The following is an 18,504-nucleotide window of genomic DNA, read 5'->3' as shown; positions in this document are numbered from 1 at the left end:
GGGGCGGGCGCCTCAGCGGGCCAGGCGGGCCAGGAGGGCGGAGGCGGCGGCGATGCCGGCCGCGGTGGCGGCGGCCAGGACGGCGAAGTCCAGGGGGAGGTGGGAGGGGGTGCCGATGAGGAGGCCGCGGAGGGCGTCGACCTGGTAGCTGAGCGGGTTGGCCTTGCTGACGGCCTGCAGCCAGCCGGGCATCAGGTCGACCGGGTAGAGGGCGTTGGAGCCGAAGAACAGCGGCATGGTGATGGCCTGGCCGATGCCCATCAGGCGGTCGCGGGTGAGGACGATCCCGGCGATGGCCATCGAGAGGCAGGAGAAGAACGCCGAGCCGAGCAGCACCGCGACGACCACACCGAGCAGGCGCAGCGGGTTCCAGGTCATGGCGACGCCGAGGGCGGCGGCGATCAGGACCACGACGACGGCTTGCAGGACGGCTTTGACGCCGGCGGCGAAGGCCTTGCCGGTGACCAGGGCGGCGCGCGGGGTGGGGGTGACCAGGAGTTTGGTGAGGACGCCGGAGTCCCGCTCCCAGATGATCATGATGCCGTAGAAGATCGCGATGAACATCGCGGACTGGGCGATGATGCCCGGGGCCAGGTAGTCGAGGTAGGGGATGCCGCCGGTGGGGATGGCCTTGAGGCGGGTGAAGGTCTCGCCGAAGATCAACAGCCAGAGGGCCGGCTGGACGGCGCGGGTGTAGAGCTCAGTACGGTCGTGGCGCAGCTTCTGGAGTTCCACCGCGCACATCGCGCCGACCCGGGCGGGCACCAGGCGCCAGCCGGTGCGGGCGCGCGGGGGCACCAGCAGCAGGCTCAGGTCCGGGACACCGGCGGGGGTGGTGCCGGGGGTGGGGGGCTCAGCCGACGCGGCTGGCGGTGCGGCGGGTGCGGCGGACATCGCCGAAGTCTCCTTCCGTGGCGTCGGCCAGGTCACGGCCGGCGAAGTGGCGGAACACGTCGTCGAGGGTGGGTTCGTCGCCGCCGGGGAGGGCGTCGCGGATGCCCTCCTTGAGCTCGGCGGGGGTGCCCAGGGCCCGGATGCGGCCGCGGTCCATCAGGGCGATGCGGTCGCAGTGGCGCTCGGCCTCGTCCATGTAGTGGGTGGTGACCAGGACGGTCATGCCGGTGGCCCGTCGCACGGCGTCCACGCGCTCCCACACGCCGGTGCGGGCGATGGGGTCCAGGCCGATGGTGGGCTCGTCCAGGACGAGCAGGCGCGGGGCGCTGACCAGGGCCTGGGCGAGTTCGAGGCGGCGCACCATGCCACCGGAGTAGGTGCCGGCCATCCGGTCGGCGGCGTCGGTGAGGTCGACGGCGGCCAGCGCCTGGGCGACGCGGCGGGACCGCTCCCTCCTTGGGACGTCGAAGACCCGGGCGAACAGGGCGACGTTCTCCCGACCGGTCAGCCCGGCGTCGGCGGACAACTGCTGCGGCACGTAGCCGAGCAGGCGCCGTACCTCCATGGGGCGGCGGGCCGCGTCGTGGCCGAAGACGCGCACCATGCCGGGGCCGGCGGGCAGCAGGGTGGTGATCGCGCGGATGGTGGTGGTCTTGCCCGCACCGTTGGGGCCGAGGAGGCCGAAGACCTCACCGGTCCGTACGGTCAGGTCGATGCCGTCCACCGCGCGGGTGGTCCTGCCACGGCCGTGGGTGAAGCTGTACTCCAGGCCCCGGCACACCACGGCCTCCGCCGCGCCTGGTGTTCCCGGCGTTCCCGGTATTCCTGGCGTTTCCGGTGTTCCTGGCGTTTCCGGTGTTCCTGCTGGTTCCGGTTCGGTCATCGCGGGTCCTCCTCGGGCAGGTCGCGCAGCCCCTGGGTGAGGGAGCGCAGCGCGGGCAGGGCGGCGGCCAGCGCGGCCCGTTCGGGGCCGGGCAGGCCCGCGACCAGCTCGCCGGTCAGTGCCCGGCGCCGCTCGCGCCAGGCCTCGATGCGCTGGTGGGCGGCCTCGGTGGCGTACAGCAGGGCGGCCCGGCGGTCGGCGGGGTCCACCTCGCGGCGCAGCATGTCCTGGGCGACGAGCTGGTTGACGAGGGTGGAGACCGAGTTGCCGGCCAGGCACAGTTCCTCGGCAGCGGCGGAGACCCGCAGGCCCGGGGTGTCCATCACCAGGTGCAGCAGTTCGACCTGGGCCCCGCGCAGGCGGGGCTGGTCCAGGCCCTGGCGCAGGCGGCGGCGCAGCATCCGCTGGATGCCGGTGAGGAGGGTGGAGAACTCGTCGGCGAGGGCGCCGTCGGGCGGGTGGGTGGGTCCTGTCTCCATACTCCGATTTTAGCTCTCAGTAAGAGGTATCTGTCGAGAGGGCGGACCGGGGCGGACGGAGGCGGACACAGGGGCGCGGTGAGGTGCGGACGGCGGACGGCGGACGGCGCGCAGCAAAAGGCCCCGCACCGGCGCTTGCTCGCCGGTACGGGGCCTGTGTGCGGGGCCTACGTGGGCCCGCCTGGTCAGATCGCGCGGACCTGCTCGGCCTGCGGGCCCTTCTGGCCCTGCGTGACCTCGAACTCGACCGGCTGGTTCTCCTCCAGGTTGCGGTAGCCGCTGCCCTGAATCGCGGAGAAGTGGACGAAAACGTCCGGGCCGCCGTCGTCCTGCGCGATGAACCCGTAGCCCTTCTCCCCGTTGAACCACTTCACAGTACCCGTGGCCATGCCGATCTCCCTTCGGGACGAAGGGGTGCGCGCTGCTGCGCACCCCTCACGGTGGTCGCGTCCAGGAACAGTGCGTTCAGCAGTACCGCGGACAGCGAATTTCAATGATCATGCTACCGACCGGTCGCCGTCCACATCCGGCTTTCGCCCAGATCCGGCCACTTCCAACCCGCCCACCCCGGCCAGGCGTTCGCGCATCGGCACCGCGGCTCCGGGCGCCGGGCCGGCCCGCCCCTGCCGGCACCCGCCCGTTCCTTGCTCAGGATTCGCTCAGATACCGGACCATCCCGGACGTTCCGTGCAAGGATCTTCACAGTCCCCGGAAGGGGCCCGCCGCCACCCGCCGGGCCCGACCCGGGACCGGAACAAGGGGGAACGAGAACATGGGCACCGTCGTCCTGCTCCTCGCCGCACTGGTCGCCACCATCATCGGCACCACCGTCGTCCTGATCCGCCGGGAGAGGGCCCGCGGCACACACTCCGAAGACGCGGGGCTGCTGGTCGAGTTGGAACGCACCCGCCAGGCCACCCACCTGCGCAGCACCTACTCCAGCCGCGCCGTCCACCACGGCACCGGCATGGCCTCGGACGACCTCCACAAGTACTACTCCTAGCCCGGCCCCGCCCGGCCGGCCCCGGGCGCACCCGGGCGGAACGTGCACATCCGGTGCTCGACCTGTGGTGCAGAGGTGTTGCAGCGGGCATGGCGGGGCCCGTCCCGTAGTAGCGTCTGCCATGAAGTCGCGCACCGTGCGCGGCGGTTGACGGGGGTTCGACTCGGAACGGGGGCCAGGCGTGGGAAGGGGTGGTGGGTGTGGGACGGGCACGCGTGACGGCGCGAGTGATCGTGCACCCCGGTGTGGAGGACGTCAACGTCCAGCAGGTGTTGGAGGCCCTCGCCGACCCGGCGAGGCGCAAAGTGGTGCACACCCTCGCCCACTCGGGCGCTGACCTGAGCTGCGGCTCCTTCGACCTACCCGTCGGACGGTCCACCTCCAGCCACCACTTCTCCGTCCTGCGCGCGGCCGGAGTGGTACGGCAGTACTACGTCGGCACCACGAAGATGAACACCCTCCGCACCGAGGAACTCGAACAACGCTTCCCCGGCCTCCTGACCGCAGTCATCGCGGCCGCCGACACCGAAGCCCACGACATTCCCTGAAATCCCCTGGCCTCCGGCCCCAGCGTCTCCGAGCCGGGGGTCAGGGGCCGGGCGCGTCGCCGCCGTTGACGAGAAGGGCGTCCGCCTCGCGGACCCAGGAAACCCAGCGTTCCGTGTCAATGCCGGGCAGGGCGGTGAGCTCCAGTACGCCCACCGACTTCCACCCCAACTCGGTCATGGGATTGGGGGACTGCCCACTGATGAAACGCCATGGCCCGTGCGGATCCCCGTACGGGCCCCCGTGTCCGGCGGTGGGGATGCAGAGGGCGTCCGCCTCGGCGATCGGTTTGCCCAGGAGGTCGACCAGGGTCGCGAGAATGCTCCCGAATTCCCCTTTTCCGGATACGTAATTGGCGATTGACAAAGTGATGGAATTCAGTCACAGGGACATGTCTGCACCGTACAAGTCAAGACTTACCTTCGAGGAAATCCGACCGTATGGTATGGCTCGAATCGAAGGAGCTCCCTGTTGCCGAAGTTGCCGAAGTTGTCGAAGACGATGAATGACCCTTCCACGCTCGCAGTTGACGCGGAGCGGGATTATGTGTCCTCCCTGTACGAGTTCCTCGCCGGGCGCCTTTCCGAGGCGCGGGCGCAGCGGACGCGTGTGCTGAATGCCCCGGCGGACGGCGCCGGTGAGGCGTACGAGCGGGAAATCGCCGCCGAGCGGCTGGCCAAGGAGATCGGCCGGCTGGAGGGTGCCGAACGGGGGCTGGTCTTCGGGCGGATCGACTGGGCGGACGGCACGGCCCTGCGCATCGGGCGGATCGGGCTGCACACGGAGGAGGACGAGCTGCCCCTGCTCGTGGACTGGCGCGCGAACGCGGCGCGGCCCTTCTACGAGGCGACGCCGGTCCACCCGATGGGCCTGCGGCGGCGCCGGCACCTGCGTCTGGAGGAGCGCACGGTCGTCTCGGTGAACGACGAACTGCTGGACGGGAGCGCCCCGACCGACGAGGACGTCGTCGGCGACGGCCCGTTGACGGAGGCCCTGTCGGCACGGCGTACGGGCCGGATGCACGCGGCCGTCGCGACGCTGCAGGCCGAGCAGGACGAGATCGTCCGTTCCGCCCACCGCGGGGTGACCGTGGTGCAGGGCGGGCCCGGCACCGGCAAGACGGTGGTCGCCCTGCACCGGGCGGCCTACGTCCTGTACGCGTTCCCGCGGGCCGCGGAGGAGGGTGTCCTGGTGCTGGGCCCGAACGCCCGGTTCCTCGACTACATCTCCCAGGTCCTTCCCTCCCTCGGCGAGAACGACGTCGTCCTGGCGACCTGCCGGGAGCTGGCCGGGGTGCCCACGGACGCGGTGGACCGGTTCGACACCGCGCGCCTCAAGGGCGGCACCGACCTCGCCGACGCCCTGGCCGGCCTGCTGCGCGCCCACCAGGCCCCCTCCGGTGACTTCACGGTGCGGGTCGGACGGGAGGTGGTCCACCTGTCCGCCGAGGAGGTCGCCACGGCTCGCGACGCCGCCGTCGCGGCCGTACCGGGGCACAACCCCGCGCGCCGGGTGTTCACGGAGCTCCTGGTCGACGCCGTCACCGACGCGATGCAACGGGACATGGGCGACCTCCTGGAGCAGATCGACGCCGATGCCGCCGCGATGACGGGCCTGGACCTCGACAAGTTCACGGGGGCGGGCCGCAACCGTGCCGAAGGCGCGGCCGACCCCGGTCCGGCCCACGAACTGGACCTGGACGCCGTCCGGGCCGATCTCCTCGACGACGCCGGTGTGGACCGGGCGGTCGAGCTGCTGTGGCCGCGGCTGGTCCCCGGTGACCTCGTGAACGCGCTCCTGACGGACGCCGACGCGCTCGCCGCACACCTGCCCCACCTCACCGCGCCGGAGCGGTCCCTGCTGCTCCGCGACCCGGACGGCCCGTGGACCGAGACCGATGGGCCGTTGCTGGACGAGGCCGCGAGCCTGGTCGACGGCCCGCCCGAGCGGACGTACGGGCACGTCGTCGTCGACGAGGCGCAGGAACTGACCGCCATGCAGTGGCGGATGATCGTCCGCCGCTGCCCGGCGCGGGCGATGACACTGGTGGGCGACTTCGCCCAGGCGGGCCCGGTCGCGACGGCACGCGACTGGAAGGAGGCGCTGAGCCCCCACGTCGGACCGCGGTTCAAGCTGCACGACCTGACCGTCAGTTACCGCACCACCCAGGAGATCCTGGAGAGCGTCCGGGACCTGCTGGCCCGGATCGCCCCGGACCAGCGGCCCACCCGCTCACTGCGCAGCGGTGAGCTCCCCCGCACCGTGACCGCGCCACCGGACGAGCTGGCCACCGCCGTCGTCCAGGAGCTCCGCGCCCAGGGCGCCGCGCACCCGGGCGAGCTCCTGGGAGTGGTCTGCGCGGACGCCAGGGTGGGCGAGCTGACGGCCCGGGGCGTCGCCGACCACGCGCGGATCGTGCCGGCGTCCGAGGCACGCGGCCTGGAGTTCGACGGGGTCGTCGTGCTGCACCCCGAGGAGATCGTCACGGCCCGCCCCGGCGGGGAGCGGGACCTGTACGTGGCCCTGACCCGGGCCACCAAGCGCCTCTGCACGGTCACCGTCGGGCCCGCCTGACGGCTCGACGCCCCCGTCGCCGCCGCGGGCTCGGCGGCCGCCCTCAGGGCGAGTCTGACACACCCTCACCCTGGCCGGCCGGGGTGGGCAGGTCGCGGAGTCGGCGGATCGGGGAGGGCAGGAGCCAGAGGACGGAGGTGAGAGCGCCGATGGCGGCCACCCACAGGGTGGGGCGCAGGCCGATGGTGGCGGCGAGGGCACCGCCGACGAGCGAACCGAGGGGCCGGGTGCCGAAGTTGACGCAGCGGTAGGCGCCGAAGACGCGGGAGCGCAGGTTGTCCGGGATGATCGCGGCGAAGATGGAGGCCCCGGCGACGTCCAGCCACATCACTCCGAGTCCGGCGCCGAACTCGGCCGCGAAGAGAAGCGCGAGGACGACGGGGGTGGTCCCGTGCGCGGCGGGGATCAGCAGCAGGGAGGCGGGGTAGAGGGCGGTGCCGAGGATGAAGGTCGGCCCGACGCCTATGCGCCTGGTGACGGCGGTGGCGCAGAGCGCCCCCAGGAGTCCGCCGACGGCCCCGGCGCCCAGCACCGCGCCGAGCAGGCCGGGGTCGAGGCGCAGCACGGTGGTGGCGTACAGCACGAGCAGGGCGGTCAGCATGAAGGTGAAGAAGTTGGCAGTGGCGGTGGCGGCGAGCGAGGCGCGCATCATCGGCGACCCGAGCATGAACCGTGCGCCTTCGGCGAGTTGGCCCCGGGCCTTGCGTTCCGCCGGGGGTTCGACGGGGGCGATGCGGGACAGGGCGAAGGCGGAGGCCGCGTAGGAGAGCGCGTCGGCCAGCAGGGCGAGCGGGGCGGAGAGGACCTGCACCAGCACTCCACCGATGCTCGGTCCGGCCACCTGGGCCATGGCGCGGCTGCCGCTGACCAGCGAGTGCCCCTCGACGTACCGGTCGGGCGGGACGAGGGCGTTGAACAGCGGTGCGTCGCAGACGTCGAAGAGGACCGAGAGGGTCCCGGCCGTCAGGGCCACCGCGTACAGCTGGGCGAGGGTGAGCGCGTCGAAGGCGTAGGCCAGCGGGATGGTGGCGACGAGGGCGAACCGGCCGAGGTCGGCGGCGATCATGACCCGGCGCCGGTGGCTGCGGCGGTCGGCCCAGACGCCCGCGTGGAGCGCGAAGAGCAGGTTCGGCAGCCAGGTCGCGGCGGCGAGGTAGCCCATCTGGAGGGCGTCGGCGTGCACGGCGAGGACCGCGACGAGCGGTATCGCGAGGGAGGAGATCTGGTCGCCGAGGCCGGATATCGTCTGACCGGTCCAGTAGCGGCGGAAGGCCCGTTCCCGGAGCAGGACCGGCAACCAGCGCATCCGCGTCCCGGCGGGAGTCCGGTCGGGTGCCGCCGGTGCCCCGTCCGGTACCGCCGGTACCCGGTCCGGCGCCGACCGGCCCGGGGCGGGCCGGTCGGGGGCGGGCGCGGTCACGGGGTCGGCTCCTGGTCGCTCCGGCCGTCGGCGCGGGTGGGGAAGGCCAGCTGCAGCACGGTGACCGGGCGGGAGCCCTCGGGGCGCTTGCCCGCGTCGTCGAGCCGTTCCAGGTAGGGCCGCATCAGGTCCTGGATCCGCCCGCCCAGCTCCTCCAGCTCGGCTGCCGTCAGGTGCAGGAGGGTGTCGCCGAACTGCGCGGCCTGCCGCCACTCGGCCGACTCCTGGGCCTGCCCCTGGACCCAGCGCGTGGTGAGCTCGAAGTAGCGCTCGGCGATGGCCAGTTGGAGCGCCTCCGTGGCCGCGGCCGCCGCCGGGTCCGCGATGGCGCCGGAGTCCCAGCTGGTGAACATGGCGGTGGCCTGCCACGGCTTCTCCCGCCCCCGCCCGCCCCCGGCCTCCTCCACCAGGCCGTACTTCGCCAGCTGGCGCAGGTGGAAGGAGCAGCTGGCGACGCTCTCGCCGGTGGCTTCGGCGGCCTGGGTGGCCGTCATCGGGCCGTCCCGGCGCAGCAGGCCGACCAGCACCAGCCGGGTCGGGTGGGCGTAGGCGCGCAGGGCGCGGGGGTCGGTGAGGCGGATGGAACGCGGTGAGTTCTCCTCGGGCATGCATGTAAAGCTATCTTTAGAAAGAACTCTTTACAAGGGTCGGGGCCGGAGGCTGTACGCCCCCGGCCCCAGGCCCTGACCCTCGCCCCCGCCCCCGCGGCGGCTACGGCCGCCAGATCACCGCCACCCGTGTCGAACCGGTCGACGCCGAGGACCCGATCCGGACCCCGACCGCCAGGCCGGCGTTGTTGACGGCCACGGGGTAGGAGTAGCCCTCCGGCGCCACGTTCAGTTCCGTCAGGGCCCCGTCGGCGCCCCAGCGGAGGGCGTGGCGCTCCTGCGCCTGCGGCACCTTCGTCCCGGTGTACCCGACGGAGACGCCGGCGTCGTTGACGGCGACGGCCGTCGTGTACTCGTAGTCGGCGCCGATCGTCGTGGCGGCGCCGGCCGGGCTCCAGCTCGTGGCGGTGTAGTCGATGCCGTCCGCCCCGCCCTGCTTGCCGACGACCGTGCCGCCGGCGTTGAGGGCCATCGCCGTGGAGTGCCGGCCCAGGTCCGTGACGGTGCCGTCGGCGTTCCAGGTCATGGAGCGCCACTGGTCGTTCGCGGCGCCGGTCGGCGTGCCCTTCCCGAGCACGGTGCCGGCGTCGTTGATCTGGACGACCCAGACGCCGCGGTAGGCCGAGGCCGGGTCGAGCGCGGTGGGGGTGCCGTCCGGGCTCCACTTCACGGGGTGGGCGACGCCGGAGGCCGAGTAGGACAGGCCGGCCACCGCGCCCGAGGCGTTGACCGAGACGGCGGTGCTGTTGACGTCCCCGCTCAGCGGGGCGAGCGGGACGGCCCGGCCGTCCGGGCCCCACTTCACCGCGTGGGAGGCCGTCCCGGCCGCAGAGTGCCCGACCGCCGTACCGGTGCGGCTCATCGCGTAGATGTAGCCCCAGCCGCCGGTGTCCGCGGGCAGCAGCGGCAGTGCGGAGACCGTGCCGTCGGGGGCCCAGCGCACCGCGTGGTTCCCCGAGTAGCCGACGGCGGCACCGTCGGCGGCGACGGCCACGGCGCGGCCGCTCGGGTCCCCGGGCAGCAGGGGGAGTGTCGTGGCGCTGAGGTCCGCGTTCCAGCGGACCGGACGGTCCTGGTTCTGCGGATCGGTGACGTAGCCGACGATCACCCCGTCGTCGTTGACCGCGGCGGGATCGCTCCCGACGGCGCCGGGCGGCAGGGGCAGGTCGACGGCCACGCCGGCCGCCGGATCGGTGTCGGCCGTCGCGCTGCCGGCCGTACCCAGCGCGAGGGCGCCGACGGTGGCCAGGGCGACGGTGGTGGCGGCTGCGGACCGCAGGGCTCGGATGCCGATGCTCATGACGTGCGTTCCTCGTCTCGTGGACTTCCGCGGAATGGCACTGTGCTGATGCTGTGTCATGTTTCGCATGGAGAGTTCCCGTACGCCACACCGTTCGGCGCACGGGAACTTCACCCAGTCTTCACGATTCGCGGCACGGGCGCAGCGGAATCCGGAGTCGGGTGCCCGGATCCCAGGGTCCGGGGTCCGGGGTCCGGAGTCCCGAGGGCGGCGCCCGGCTACTGCGGGGTCACGTACGCGCCGGAGATGCCGCCGTCGACGAGGAAGGTGTTGGCGGTCATGAACGAGGAGTCGTCGGAGGCGAGGAAGGCCACCGCGGCGGCGATCTCCTCGGGCTCGGCGAAGCGGCCCAGCGGGATGTGCACCAGGCGGCGGGCCGCGCGCTCCGGGTCCTTGGCGAAGAGCTCCTGGAGCAGCGGGGTGTTCACCGGGCCCGGGCACAGGGCGTTGACCCGGATGCCCTCGCGGGCGAACTGCACGCCCAGCTCGCGCGACATGGCCAGCACGCCGCCCTTGGAGGCGCTGTAGGAGATCTGCGAGGTGGCCGCGCCCATCACGGCGACGAACGACGCCGTGTTGATGATCGAGCCCTTGCCCTGGCGCTGCATGTGCGGGATCGCGTACTTGCAGCACAGGTAGACGCTGGTGAGGTTGACCTCCTGGACGCGCTTCCAGGCCTCCAGGCCGGTGGTGAGGATGGAGTCGTCGTCCGGCGGGGAGATGCCTGCGTTGTTGAAGGTGATGTCGAGGCGGCCGTACTCGTCGACGGTCCGCTGGAAGAGGTCGCGGACTGCGGCCTCGTCGGTGACGTCGGCCTGGATGAACAGGCCGCCGACCTCGTTCGCGGCCTTGGCGCCGGTCTCGGCGTCGAGGTCGACGCAGACCACCTTCGCGCCCTCGGCGGCGAAGCGGCGGGCGGTCGCCAGGCCGATGCCGCTGCCGGCGCCGGTGATCACGGCCACGCGGCCGTCGAGTCGCTGGGTCATGGTGATCATTCCTCCGTGGAGATGAAGACGTTCTTGGTCTGGGTGAAGGCGTCGAGGGCGTCCGGGCCGAGCTCGCGGCCGAGGCCGGACTGCTTGAAGCCGCCGAACGGCGTGGTGTAGCGCACCGAGGAGTGCGAGTTGACGGAGAGGTTGCCGGCCTCGACGCCGCGCGAGACGCGCAGCGCGCGGCCGAGGTCCCTGGTCCAGATGGAGCCGGACAGGCCGTACTCGGTGGCGTTGGCGATCCGCAGCGCGTCCTCCTCGTCGCGGAACGGGACGACGGCGACGACCGGGCCGAAGATCTCCTCGGTGAAGGCGCGGTCGTCGTGCCGCACGGGCGCGAGGACGGTCGGCGGGTACCAGAAGCCGGGCCCGTCGGGGGCGTTGCCGCGGATGGCGACGGCCGAGGCGTCCGGGACGTACGAGGCGACCCGCTCGCGGTGGGCGGCCGAGATCAGCGGACCCATCTCGGTCTTCTCGTCGGCCGGGTCGCCGACCCGCACACCGCGCACGGCCGGCTCCAGGAGTGCCATGAAGTCGTCGAAGGCGGAGGCCTCGACCAGGATCCGGGAGCGGGCGCAGCAGTCCTGGCCGGCGTTGTCGAAGACGGCGTAGGGCGCGGTCGCGGCGGCCTTGGCGAGGTCGGCGTCGGCGAAGACGATGTTGGCGCTCTTGCCGCCGAGTTCGAGGGTGACGGGCTTCACCTGGGCGGCGCAGCCCGCCATGATCCCCTTGCCGACCCCGGTCGAGCCGGTGAAGACGACCTTGCGCACGTCGGGGTGGGTGACGAAGCGCCCGCCGACGACCGGTCCGCGGCCGGGCAGGACCTGGAGCACGCCCTCGGGGATCCCGGCCGCCAGGGCGAGTTCGGCCAGGCGCAGCGCGGTGAGCGGGGTGAGCTCGGCCGGTTTGACGATGACGGTGTTGCCGGCGGCGAGCGCCGGGGCGAGGGCCCAGGCGGCGATCGGCATCGGGAAGTTCCAGGGCACGATGACCCCGACGACGCCGATCGGTTCCTGGAAGGTGACGTCGATGCCGCCGGCGACGGGGATCTGCCGGCCGAACAGCCGCTCGGGGGCGGCGGCGTAGTACTCGATGACGTCCCGCGCGTTGCCCGCCTCCCAGCGGGCGTTGCCGATGGTGTGGCCGGCGTTGGCGACCTCCAGGGCGGCGAGGTGCTCGCGGTCGGCGTCGACGGCGGCGGCGAAGGCGCGCAGCAGCCGGGCGCGGTCGGCGGGGGCCACCCGGCGCCAGGTGTCGAAGGCGGCGCGGGCGCGGGCGACGGCGGCGTCGGTCTCGGCGAGGCCGGCCAGTTCGACGGTGGTGATCACCTCCTCGGTGGCGGGGTTGACGACCTCGAAGAGGTCCGGTTCGGTCATCGGGGGCTCTCCCTCTGGCTGGTGCCTCGGCCGGCGGGCGGGCCGCCGGTCCGGCCGGTGGTCCGCCCGGCTGTCCGGGCGGCGTTGATGAAGGTGTGGAACAGGCGCAGGTCGTCGGGGTCGGTCTCCGGGTGCCACTGGACGCCCAGGACGAAGCGGTGACCGGTCAGTTCGAGCGCCTCGACCGTTCCATCGGCACTGTGCGCGGTGACCTGGAGCCCGGTGCCGATCCGGTCGACGGCCTGGTGGTGGTAGCAGGAGACCTCGGTGGCGGGCCCCAGCACGGCGGCGAGCCGACTGCCGTCGACGACGTCCACCCGGTGGCGGACGAAGCGGGCGGGGACGCGCTGGTGGCTGCCGTCGGGCAGGTGCTGGACGAGGGTGCCGCCGAGTTCGACGTTGAGCAGCTGCATGCCGCGGCAGACCCCGAGCACCGGCAGGTCCCGGGCGAGGGCGGCCCGCAGCAGCCGGCTCTCCCAGTCGTCGCGGGCGTGGTGGGGCGCGCCGGTGCGCGGATCGGGGGCCGCCGCGTAGCGGGCCGGGTCGACGTCCGGTCCGCCGGCGAGGACGAGTCCGTCGAGGACGTCGAGCAGGTGGCCGGCCCCGCCGGGCTGGGGCGGCAGCAGCACCGGGATGCCGCCCGCGCGGACGACGCTGTCGACGTACGTCTGGGGCACGAGCGAGGCGCGCTGGTTCCAGACCGACCAGGCGGCGGCGTCCTGGTAGCTGCTGATGCCGATGAGGGGCGGTCGGCGGTCCTCGTGGGTCACAGCCGCTCGAATCCGCGGCGCCGCTCCCAGTCGGTCACCGCCCTTTGGTAGGACGCGAGTTCGGTGCGCCCCGCGTGGGTGTAGTGCCGGACGACGTCCTTGCCGAAGGCCTCGGTGGCGACGGCGCTGCGCTCGAAGGCGTCGACCGCGTCGCGCAGGGTGGCGGGCACCCGGGGTGCGTCGGAGGCGTAGGCGTTGCCGGTGAACTCCGGCTGGAGTTCGAGCTGTTGCTCGACGCCGTGCAGTCCGGCGGCGATCAGGGCGGCGACCGCGAGGTAGGGGTTGACGTCCCCGCCGGGGACGCGGTTCTCGAAGCGCAGCGACTGCCCGTGCCCGACGACGCGCAGGGCGCAGGTGCGGTTGTCGCGTCCCCAGGCAATGGCGGTGGGCGCGAAGCTGCCGGGGACGTAGCGCTTGTAGGAGTTGACGGTGGGGGCGAACAGCAGGGCGAAGTCGGCGAGACAGGCGAGCTGGCCGGCGAGGAAGTGCTCCATGGTGCGGGAGAAGCCGTACGGGCGGTCGCCGGCGAACACCGGGGCGCCCTGCTCGTCGCGCAGGCTCAGGTGGATGTGGCAGGAGTTGCCCTCGCGTTCGTCGTACTTCGCCATGAACGTGAGGCTGCAGCCCTCCTGGGCGGCGATCTCCTTGGCGCCGGTCTTGTAGACGGCGTGGTTGTCGCAGGTGGTGAGGGCGTCGGCGTACTTGAAGGCGATCTCGTGCTGGCCGAGGTTGCACTCGCCCTTGGCGGACTCGACGGTGAGGCCGGCGCCGGCCATGCCGTTGCGCAGGCGGCGCAGGAGCGGCTCGATGCGCCCGGTGCCGAGGATGGAGTAGTCGACGTTGTACTGGTTGGCCGGGGTGAGCCGGGTGTAGTCCTTGTCCCAGGCCTGTTCGTAGCTGTCCCGGAAGACGATGAACTCCAGCTCGGTGGCGGCCTGGGCCTGCCAGCCGTAGCCGGCCAGGCGGTCGAGCTGGCGCTGGAGGACCTGGCGCGGGGAGACGGCGACCGGGGTGCCGTCGTGCTGGACGACGTCGCACTGGACCATGACGGTGGCCGGGTGCCAGGGGACGGACCGCAGGGTGGCGAGGTCGGGGCGCAGCGTCAGGTCGCCGTAGCCGTTCTCCCAGGAGGAGACCTCGTAGCCGTCGACGGTGTTCATGTCGACGTCGACGGCCAGCAGGTAGCCGCAGCCCTCCGCGGCGCCGGTCACGACGTCGTCGAGGAAGTACTGGGCGGCGACGCGCTTGCCCTGGAGGCGGCCCTGCATGTCGGTCATGGCGAGCACGACGGTGTCGACGGACCCGTCGGCGACGAGGGTGCGCAGCTCGTCGAGGGTGAGCCGGGGGGTGGTCATCGGGTCTCCTGTTCGGTGTCCCGGGTGCCGGGGGCGGACGGGGTGCCGTGGACGTGCGGTGTGTCGAGGACGTGCGGTGTGTCGAGGCCCGACAGCGGGGACATCGCGGACGGCGCAGCGCCGACGTGCGGCCCGGTGAACCAGTTCCGGGCGGAGGCGAGCCACCAGACGCCCGCGAAGCCGACCACGACGGCCACGGCGACCGGGGTGTAGTTGAAGCTGTCGACGGTGATCGGGCTGGCGGTGGGCAGCATGAACAGGACGGTGATCACCGCCGTCCAGACGACGGCGACGATGCCGATCGGCCGGCTCCAGCGGCCCAGGTGCCAGGGGCCGCGCGGGAAGTCCTCGCCCTGGCGCAGCCGCAGGTACACCGGGATGACGTAGGAGATGTAGAGGCCGATCACGGAGATCGAGGTCACGGCCGTGTAGGCGGTGTTGTTCCAGAGCGCGGGCAGTCCGAGCAGCAGGGCGCCGCCGGTGGCCAGCCAGACCGCGTTGGTCGGGGTCTGGGTGCGCGGGGAGATGCGGTGCCAGAGCCGGGAGCCGGGCAGCGCGCCGTCGCGGGAGAAGGCGTAGATCATGCGGGAGTTGGCGGTGACGGAGGCCATGCCGCAGAAGAACTGGGCGCCGATGACGATGAGCAGCAGGAACTGGGCGCCGCCGGAGCCGATCGCGTCGATGAAGATCTGCGCGGGCGGGACCTGGGTGTCGCTGTTGAGCGCGCCGTCGTAGTCGCGGATCGCGAAGGTGATGCCGAGCAGCAGGATCCAGCCCGCCACCAGGGAGACGGTGATCGCGTTGACGATGCCGCGCGGGCCGGAGCGGGCCGCGTCCTGGGTCTCCTCGGTCATGTGCGCGGAGGCGTCGTAGCCGGTGAGGGTGTACTGGGCCATCAGCAGGCCGAGCATCGCGACGTAGAACTGGCTGTGGAAGCCGGTCCGGTTGACGAACTCGGTGAGCACGAAGGAGGCGGAGGCGTGCCGCTCGGGGAGCAGCGCGAGCGCCCCGACGATGATCGCGACGCCGACCAGGTGCCACCACACGGAGACGCTGTTGAGGACGGCGACCAGGCGCACCCCGAAGGTGTTGAGCAGGCCGTGCGCCAGCAGGATGACCGCGAAGATCTCCATGGTGTGCGCGGGGGTGGCCGCGACGCCGAAGCGCAGTTCGAGGAACGCGTTGGTGAAGAAGGCGGCGCCGTAGTCGACGCTGGCGGTCACCGCGACCTGGCCGAGGAAGTTGAACCAGCCGGTGAACCAGCTCCAGGCCGGGCCGCTGCCACGGCTGCGGGTCAGCTTCGCGGACCAGTAGTAGAGCCCGCCGGCCGTCGGGTAGCTGGAGCAGATCTCGGCCATCGCGAGGCCGACGCAGAGCGTCAGCAGGCCGACCACCGGCCAGCCCCAGATGATCAGGGCCGGGCCGCCGGTCTTCATGCCCGTCCCGTAGAGGGTCAGGCAGCCGGACAGCACCGAGACGATGGAGAAGGAGACGGCGAAGTTGGAGAAGCCCGACATCGAGCGGGCCAGCTCCTGGGTGTAGCCCAGTTCGCGGAGGCGTTGTTCGTCGGCGGAGACCGGGGATCCCTCAGCGGGAGCGGGGGATTCCTCGGCGGGAGCGAGGGATCCGTCAGCGGAAACGGGGGAGGAATCCACCGGAAACACGGCGGGGCCAGGGTGGTCGGGTGAGCGTGCGTCGGTCATGGGCACCCCTGGGGGTTGAGGGTGTGCCGGGGTGCGCGCGGCCACGGCGGCGTGGCGCACCCGCCCCGGCGGGTTCGACGGTCGGACGGCTCTTCAATGGTCTAAAGTCAGACCATTGGGTGGGTGAGCAGCATCGTTCCGGCTGGACGGTGGCCACGTCAAGGGCGGGACGGGAACGAGTGCGGGAGATCCGATCGCAGGTACGATTCCGGCGTGGACGTGGACGTAACACGTGAGCAGGCACGGCTCGACTGGGAGGCCGGGGCGATCTTCCGCCCGATCCGGACCGGCAACGCCTTCGAGGAGACCGTCGAACGGCTGCTCCAGGCGATCAAGCTCGGCGTCTTCCGCCCCGGCGACCGGCTGCCCGCCGAACGCGACCTCGCCGCCCGGCTCGGCGTCAGCCGCGAGACCCTGCGCGAGGCACTCCGCACGCTCCAGCAGGCCGACTGCGTCGAACCCCGCCGCGGCCGCTACGGCGGCACCTTCGTCACCTACCGGATGCCCGAACCGGACGTCGCCGACCTGCGCCGCGCCGCCCGCGACCTCGGCGGCGCCCTGGAGGACGCCCTGACCTACCGGCAGGTCCTGGAGGTCGGCGCCGCCGAGGCCGCCGCCCGGCGCCCCCTCTCCCCCGAACAGCGCGCCCACCTGGAGGACCGGCTCACCGAACTGGACGCAGCCCCCGCCGAGCAGTACCGCCAGCTGGACTCCCGCTTCCACCTCGCCATCGGCGAGCTCACCGGCTCCCCCGCCCTCGCCGCGGCCATCGCCGAGGCCAGGATGCGCCTCAACGACCTGCTCAACGCGATCCCCATGCTGGACCGCAACATCGAGCACGCCGCCGAACAGCACCGGGCCATGGTCCACGCCATCCTCACCGGCGACGGCGCCGCCGCCCGCCGCGCCACCGAGGAACACCTCGCCGCAACGGCCTCCCTCCTCCGCGCCTTCCTGGCCTGACACCGCCCCCGGGCCGATCGGCCGTCCGGACCGGTCGGCCGACGTGGATCAGTCTCCGGGCGTTGCCCGCCTACCCGTCCGCCCCGGGCCCGGGCCCGGGCTCAGGGGTGCCCGGGAGACCGGGCAGGACACGCCCCAGCCCCTGCCTCTCCCCCGCCGGTCGGGGCGGCTGCGGCTCACCTCCCCGGCCCGCCGTCGACTCCGGGCCGCTGGTCGGCAGGGGTCCGAGGTCTCCGTGGACGACGGTCTCCGTGATCAGGGGGCGGTCCCAGAGGGCCAGGATCTCGTTCGCCAGGGCGATGGTCCGGCGCGGATCGCGGTCCCCGTTCACCGTGATGGCAGCCGCCGACAGGCTGTGCGGGACGGCCCCCGCGTCGAGGAGCACGCGCCAGTCCTCCGGGGTGAGTGCCACGAACTCCAGCCCGCTCAACCGGCCGACCTCCCGGGGGTCGGCGAGGGTCCCCCGGGAAGCGCTGAGGGTGCGCAGACGAGGCAGGGCGAGGACGGGGGCGAGACTGAACGGTTCACCGTCCCACACGCCGAGGTTCAGGACCTCCAGGTCGGGGTGGGCGGCGGCCTCGACGCTCGGGACACCGCGGTGATGGACCCTTGCCACGAAGGGCAACCGGTCCCAGCTCCGGCGGGCGGACCAGTCCCGGCCCGGGTTCGCCACCAGGTCGGTGAGGGACTCGGCCAACAGGCACGCGCCGATGCTCTGCTCGTGGTCGACCACGATGACCTGACCGAGGTGGCCGCGCGGGCCGGGCGTCAGGTCGACGGCGACCTGGTCGCCGAAGCCGGTGCCGCCGATGACGATCCAGCCGGGTGAGCCGACCAGGTCCTGCACAGCCGCGTCGGGCAGGGTGACGGAAACCTCCATCGCCCCGTGCTCCCAACTGAAGTAGCGGGACGACGCATCGAAGACCGCCAGGTGATCCAGCGAACTCAGCTCGAAGCCGACCGCCGCGTGGACGGACTCCGCCTCCTCATGCCCGCCCCAGTCCTCCCACCGCGCCCGCGTCACCCGGTAGAGCACCTTGACCTCCTCGGGCAGCGCCACCCCCAGACGGGCCTCCGCGGCGGCGATCTCCTCCTCGGTCGCACCGATCGCCCCGGGTATCCGCTCGCGCAGCGTCCGCTCCAGCGCCTCCGGATCCACGGACGGAGCCGACCGCACCCCGGGCACCGGCTCGGGCCGGCGGCGCCACGGCTCCGGCACGGCACCCTCCACCCGCACCAGAACCCTCGGATGGGCGTTGCCCGGACCTGAACCGGCCGCAGGCCCCAGATCGAACAGGCGCAGCACCGCCCTCCCCTCCGGTGCGATCTCCACCGTGAAGGCGACGCCACCCGAACCCGTGTCAGGGACCACGGCCCGCACTCGCCGGATCGCGTCATGCTGCGCCTGGTAGTCCGACAGCAGACTGGCACGCCCGGGCTCCGGACTCCGCCACTTCAACGGCACGGTGGACGAACCGCGACCGATCACCCCCGCCACGTACCCGCCCGGTGCGGCGAGCTTCTCCGCGTGGGCGGAGCGGAGGAGCCGCAGCAGCGGCTCCCAGGTGGCGAAGTCGTTCAACGCGGACAACGGGGACCTCCTGATCCGGTGATCATGACGACCACGATGATGACCGCCGG

At 72.7% G+C, this 18,504-nt stretch carries 18 protein-coding genes; 4 read left to right on the top strand and 14 right to left on the bottom strand.

The window, feature by feature from the left end:
• Positions 1 to 12 precede the first annotated feature (12 nt).
• From ACFC1T_RS30845 to ACFC1T_RS30830, 4 genes are all read right to left on the bottom strand, one after another.
• Positions 13 to 894 (bottom strand): ABC transporter permease, encoded by an 882-nt coding sequence (locus ACFC1T_RS30845; RefSeq protein WP_375893819.1) that lies wholly within the window; start codon positions 892 to 894, stop codon positions 13 to 15.
• A complete protein-coding gene (locus ACFC1T_RS30840; protein ID WP_375893816.1) occupies positions 854 to 1,777 on the bottom strand; it encodes an ATP-binding cassette domain-containing protein in 924 nt (307 codons plus the stop codon). The genes ACFC1T_RS30845 and ACFC1T_RS30840 overlap by 41 nt, the downstream gene beginning before the upstream one ends.
• A complete protein-coding gene (locus tag ACFC1T_RS30835) occupies positions 1,774 to 2,256 on the bottom strand; it encodes a MarR family winged helix-turn-helix transcriptional regulator (protein ID WP_375893813.1) in 483 nt (160 codons plus the stop codon). Before ACFC1T_RS30835 ends, ACFC1T_RS30840 begins: the two co-directional genes overlap by 4 nt.
• A 185-nt stretch (positions 2,257 to 2,441) precedes the next feature.
• Positions 2,442 to 2,645 carry a cold-shock protein gene (locus ACFC1T_RS30830; protein ID WP_375893810.1) on the bottom strand — a complete coding sequence of 68 codons (204 nt, stop codon included), beginning with the start codon at positions 2,643 to 2,645 and terminating at the stop codon, positions 2,442 to 2,444.
• A gap of 383 nt (positions 2,646 to 3,028) precedes the next feature.
• Here ACFC1T_RS30830 and ACFC1T_RS30825 point away from each other — a divergent pair, with 383 nt between their 5' ends.
• Together ACFC1T_RS30825 and ACFC1T_RS30820 are read left to right on the top strand one after the other, a co-directional pair.
• Positions 3,029 to 3,259 (top strand): hypothetical protein, encoded by a 231-nt coding sequence (locus ACFC1T_RS30825; RefSeq protein ID WP_375893807.1) that lies wholly within the window; start codon positions 3,029 to 3,031, stop codon positions 3,257 to 3,259.
• Positions 3,260 to 3,474: 215 nt separating this feature from the next.
• Entirely contained in the window at positions 3,475 to 3,807 is a 333-nt protein-coding gene (locus ACFC1T_RS30820) for an ArsR/SmtB family transcription factor (RefSeq protein ID WP_375893805.1), read from the top strand.
• A gap of 40 nt (positions 3,808 to 3,847) precedes the next feature.
• On the opposite strand, the gene ACFC1T_RS30815 is transcribed toward ACFC1T_RS30820, so the two are convergent.
• Positions 3,848 to 4,171: a hypothetical protein gene (locus ACFC1T_RS30815; RefSeq protein WP_375893802.1), complete on the bottom strand. Its 324-nt coding sequence runs from the start codon at positions 4,169 to 4,171 to the stop codon at positions 3,848 to 3,850.
• Positions 4,172 to 4,351: 180 nt separating this feature from the next.
• Here ACFC1T_RS30815 and ACFC1T_RS30810 point away from each other — a divergent pair, with 180 nt between their 5' ends.
• Positions 4,352 to 6,379, top strand: coding sequence for a HelD family protein (locus tag ACFC1T_RS30810; RefSeq protein ID WP_375893800.1), 2,028 nt, complete (start codon positions 4,352 to 4,354; stop codon positions 6,377 to 6,379).
• 43 nt (positions 6,380 to 6,422) lie between these two features.
• On the opposite strand, the gene ACFC1T_RS30805 is transcribed toward ACFC1T_RS30810, so the two are convergent.
• The 8 genes from ACFC1T_RS30805 to ACFC1T_RS30770 all read right to left on the bottom strand — a co-directional run bounded on the left by ACFC1T_RS30805 (position 6,423) and on the right by ACFC1T_RS30770 (position 15,900).
• Positions 6,423 to 7,685, bottom strand: a complete 1,263-nt coding sequence (locus ACFC1T_RS30805) for an MFS transporter (protein ID WP_375893797.1) — start codon at positions 7,683 to 7,685, stop codon at positions 6,423 to 6,425.
• Between the two features lie 110 nt (positions 7,686 to 7,795).
• Entirely contained in the window at positions 7,796 to 8,407 is a 612-nt protein-coding gene (locus tag ACFC1T_RS30800) for a winged helix-turn-helix domain-containing protein (protein WP_375893794.1), read from the bottom strand.
• Between the two features lie 103 nt (positions 8,408 to 8,510).
• A complete protein-coding gene (locus ACFC1T_RS30795) occupies positions 8,511 to 9,707 on the bottom strand; it encodes a hypothetical protein (protein ID WP_375893792.1) in 1,197 nt (398 codons plus the stop codon).
• A 218-nt stretch (positions 9,708 to 9,925) separates the two neighbouring features.
• A complete protein-coding gene (locus ACFC1T_RS30790; protein ID WP_375893790.1) occupies positions 9,926 to 10,693 on the bottom strand; it encodes a 3-oxoacyl-ACP reductase in 768 nt (255 codons plus the stop codon).
• 5 nt (positions 10,694 to 10,698) lie between these two features.
• The gene (locus tag ACFC1T_RS30785; RefSeq protein ID WP_375893787.1) at positions 10,699 to 12,072 is read right to left on the bottom strand and encodes an aldehyde dehydrogenase family protein; all 1,374 of its coding nucleotides are present in this window, start codon (positions 12,070 to 12,072) and stop codon (positions 10,699 to 10,701) included.
• A complete protein-coding gene (locus ACFC1T_RS30780; RefSeq protein WP_375893785.1) occupies positions 12,069 to 12,842 on the bottom strand; it encodes a gamma-glutamyl-gamma-aminobutyrate hydrolase family protein in 774 nt (257 codons plus the stop codon). Before ACFC1T_RS30780 ends, ACFC1T_RS30785 begins: the two co-directional genes overlap by 4 nt.
• Positions 12,839 to 14,197: a glutamine synthetase family protein gene (locus ACFC1T_RS30775; protein WP_375893782.1), complete on the bottom strand. Its 1,359-nt coding sequence runs from the start codon at positions 14,195 to 14,197 to the stop codon at positions 12,839 to 12,841. The genes ACFC1T_RS30780 and ACFC1T_RS30775 overlap by 4 nt, the downstream gene beginning before the upstream one ends.
• The gene (locus tag ACFC1T_RS30770; protein WP_375893779.1) at positions 14,194 to 15,900 is read right to left on the bottom strand and encodes an amino acid permease; all 1,707 of its coding nucleotides are present in this window, start codon (positions 15,898 to 15,900) and stop codon (positions 14,194 to 14,196) included. Before ACFC1T_RS30770 ends, ACFC1T_RS30775 begins: the two co-directional genes overlap by 4 nt.
• 213 nt (positions 15,901 to 16,113) lie before the next feature.
• On the opposite strand from ACFC1T_RS30770, the gene ACFC1T_RS30765 reads away from it, so the two are divergent.
• A complete protein-coding gene (locus ACFC1T_RS30765; RefSeq protein WP_375893777.1) occupies positions 16,114 to 16,863 on the top strand; it encodes a FadR/GntR family transcriptional regulator in 750 nt (249 codons plus the stop codon).
• 70 nt (positions 16,864 to 16,933) lie between these two features.
• Here the strand turns inward: ACFC1T_RS30765 and ACFC1T_RS30760 are convergent, their stop codons facing one another.
• Positions 16,934 to 18,454 (bottom strand): SMI1/KNR4 family protein, encoded by a 1,521-nt coding sequence (locus ACFC1T_RS30760; protein WP_375893774.1) that lies wholly within the window; start codon positions 18,452 to 18,454, stop codon positions 16,934 to 16,936.
• Between the last annotated feature and the right edge of the window lie 50 nt (positions 18,455 to 18,504).

Origin of the sequence: Kitasatospora sp. NPDC056076 (assembly GCF_042266305.1) — a bacterium.
GTDB lineage: Bacteria > Actinomycetota > Actinomycetes > Streptomycetales > Streptomycetaceae > Kitasatospora.
This window is presented reverse-complemented; position numbering and strand designations above follow the sequence as displayed.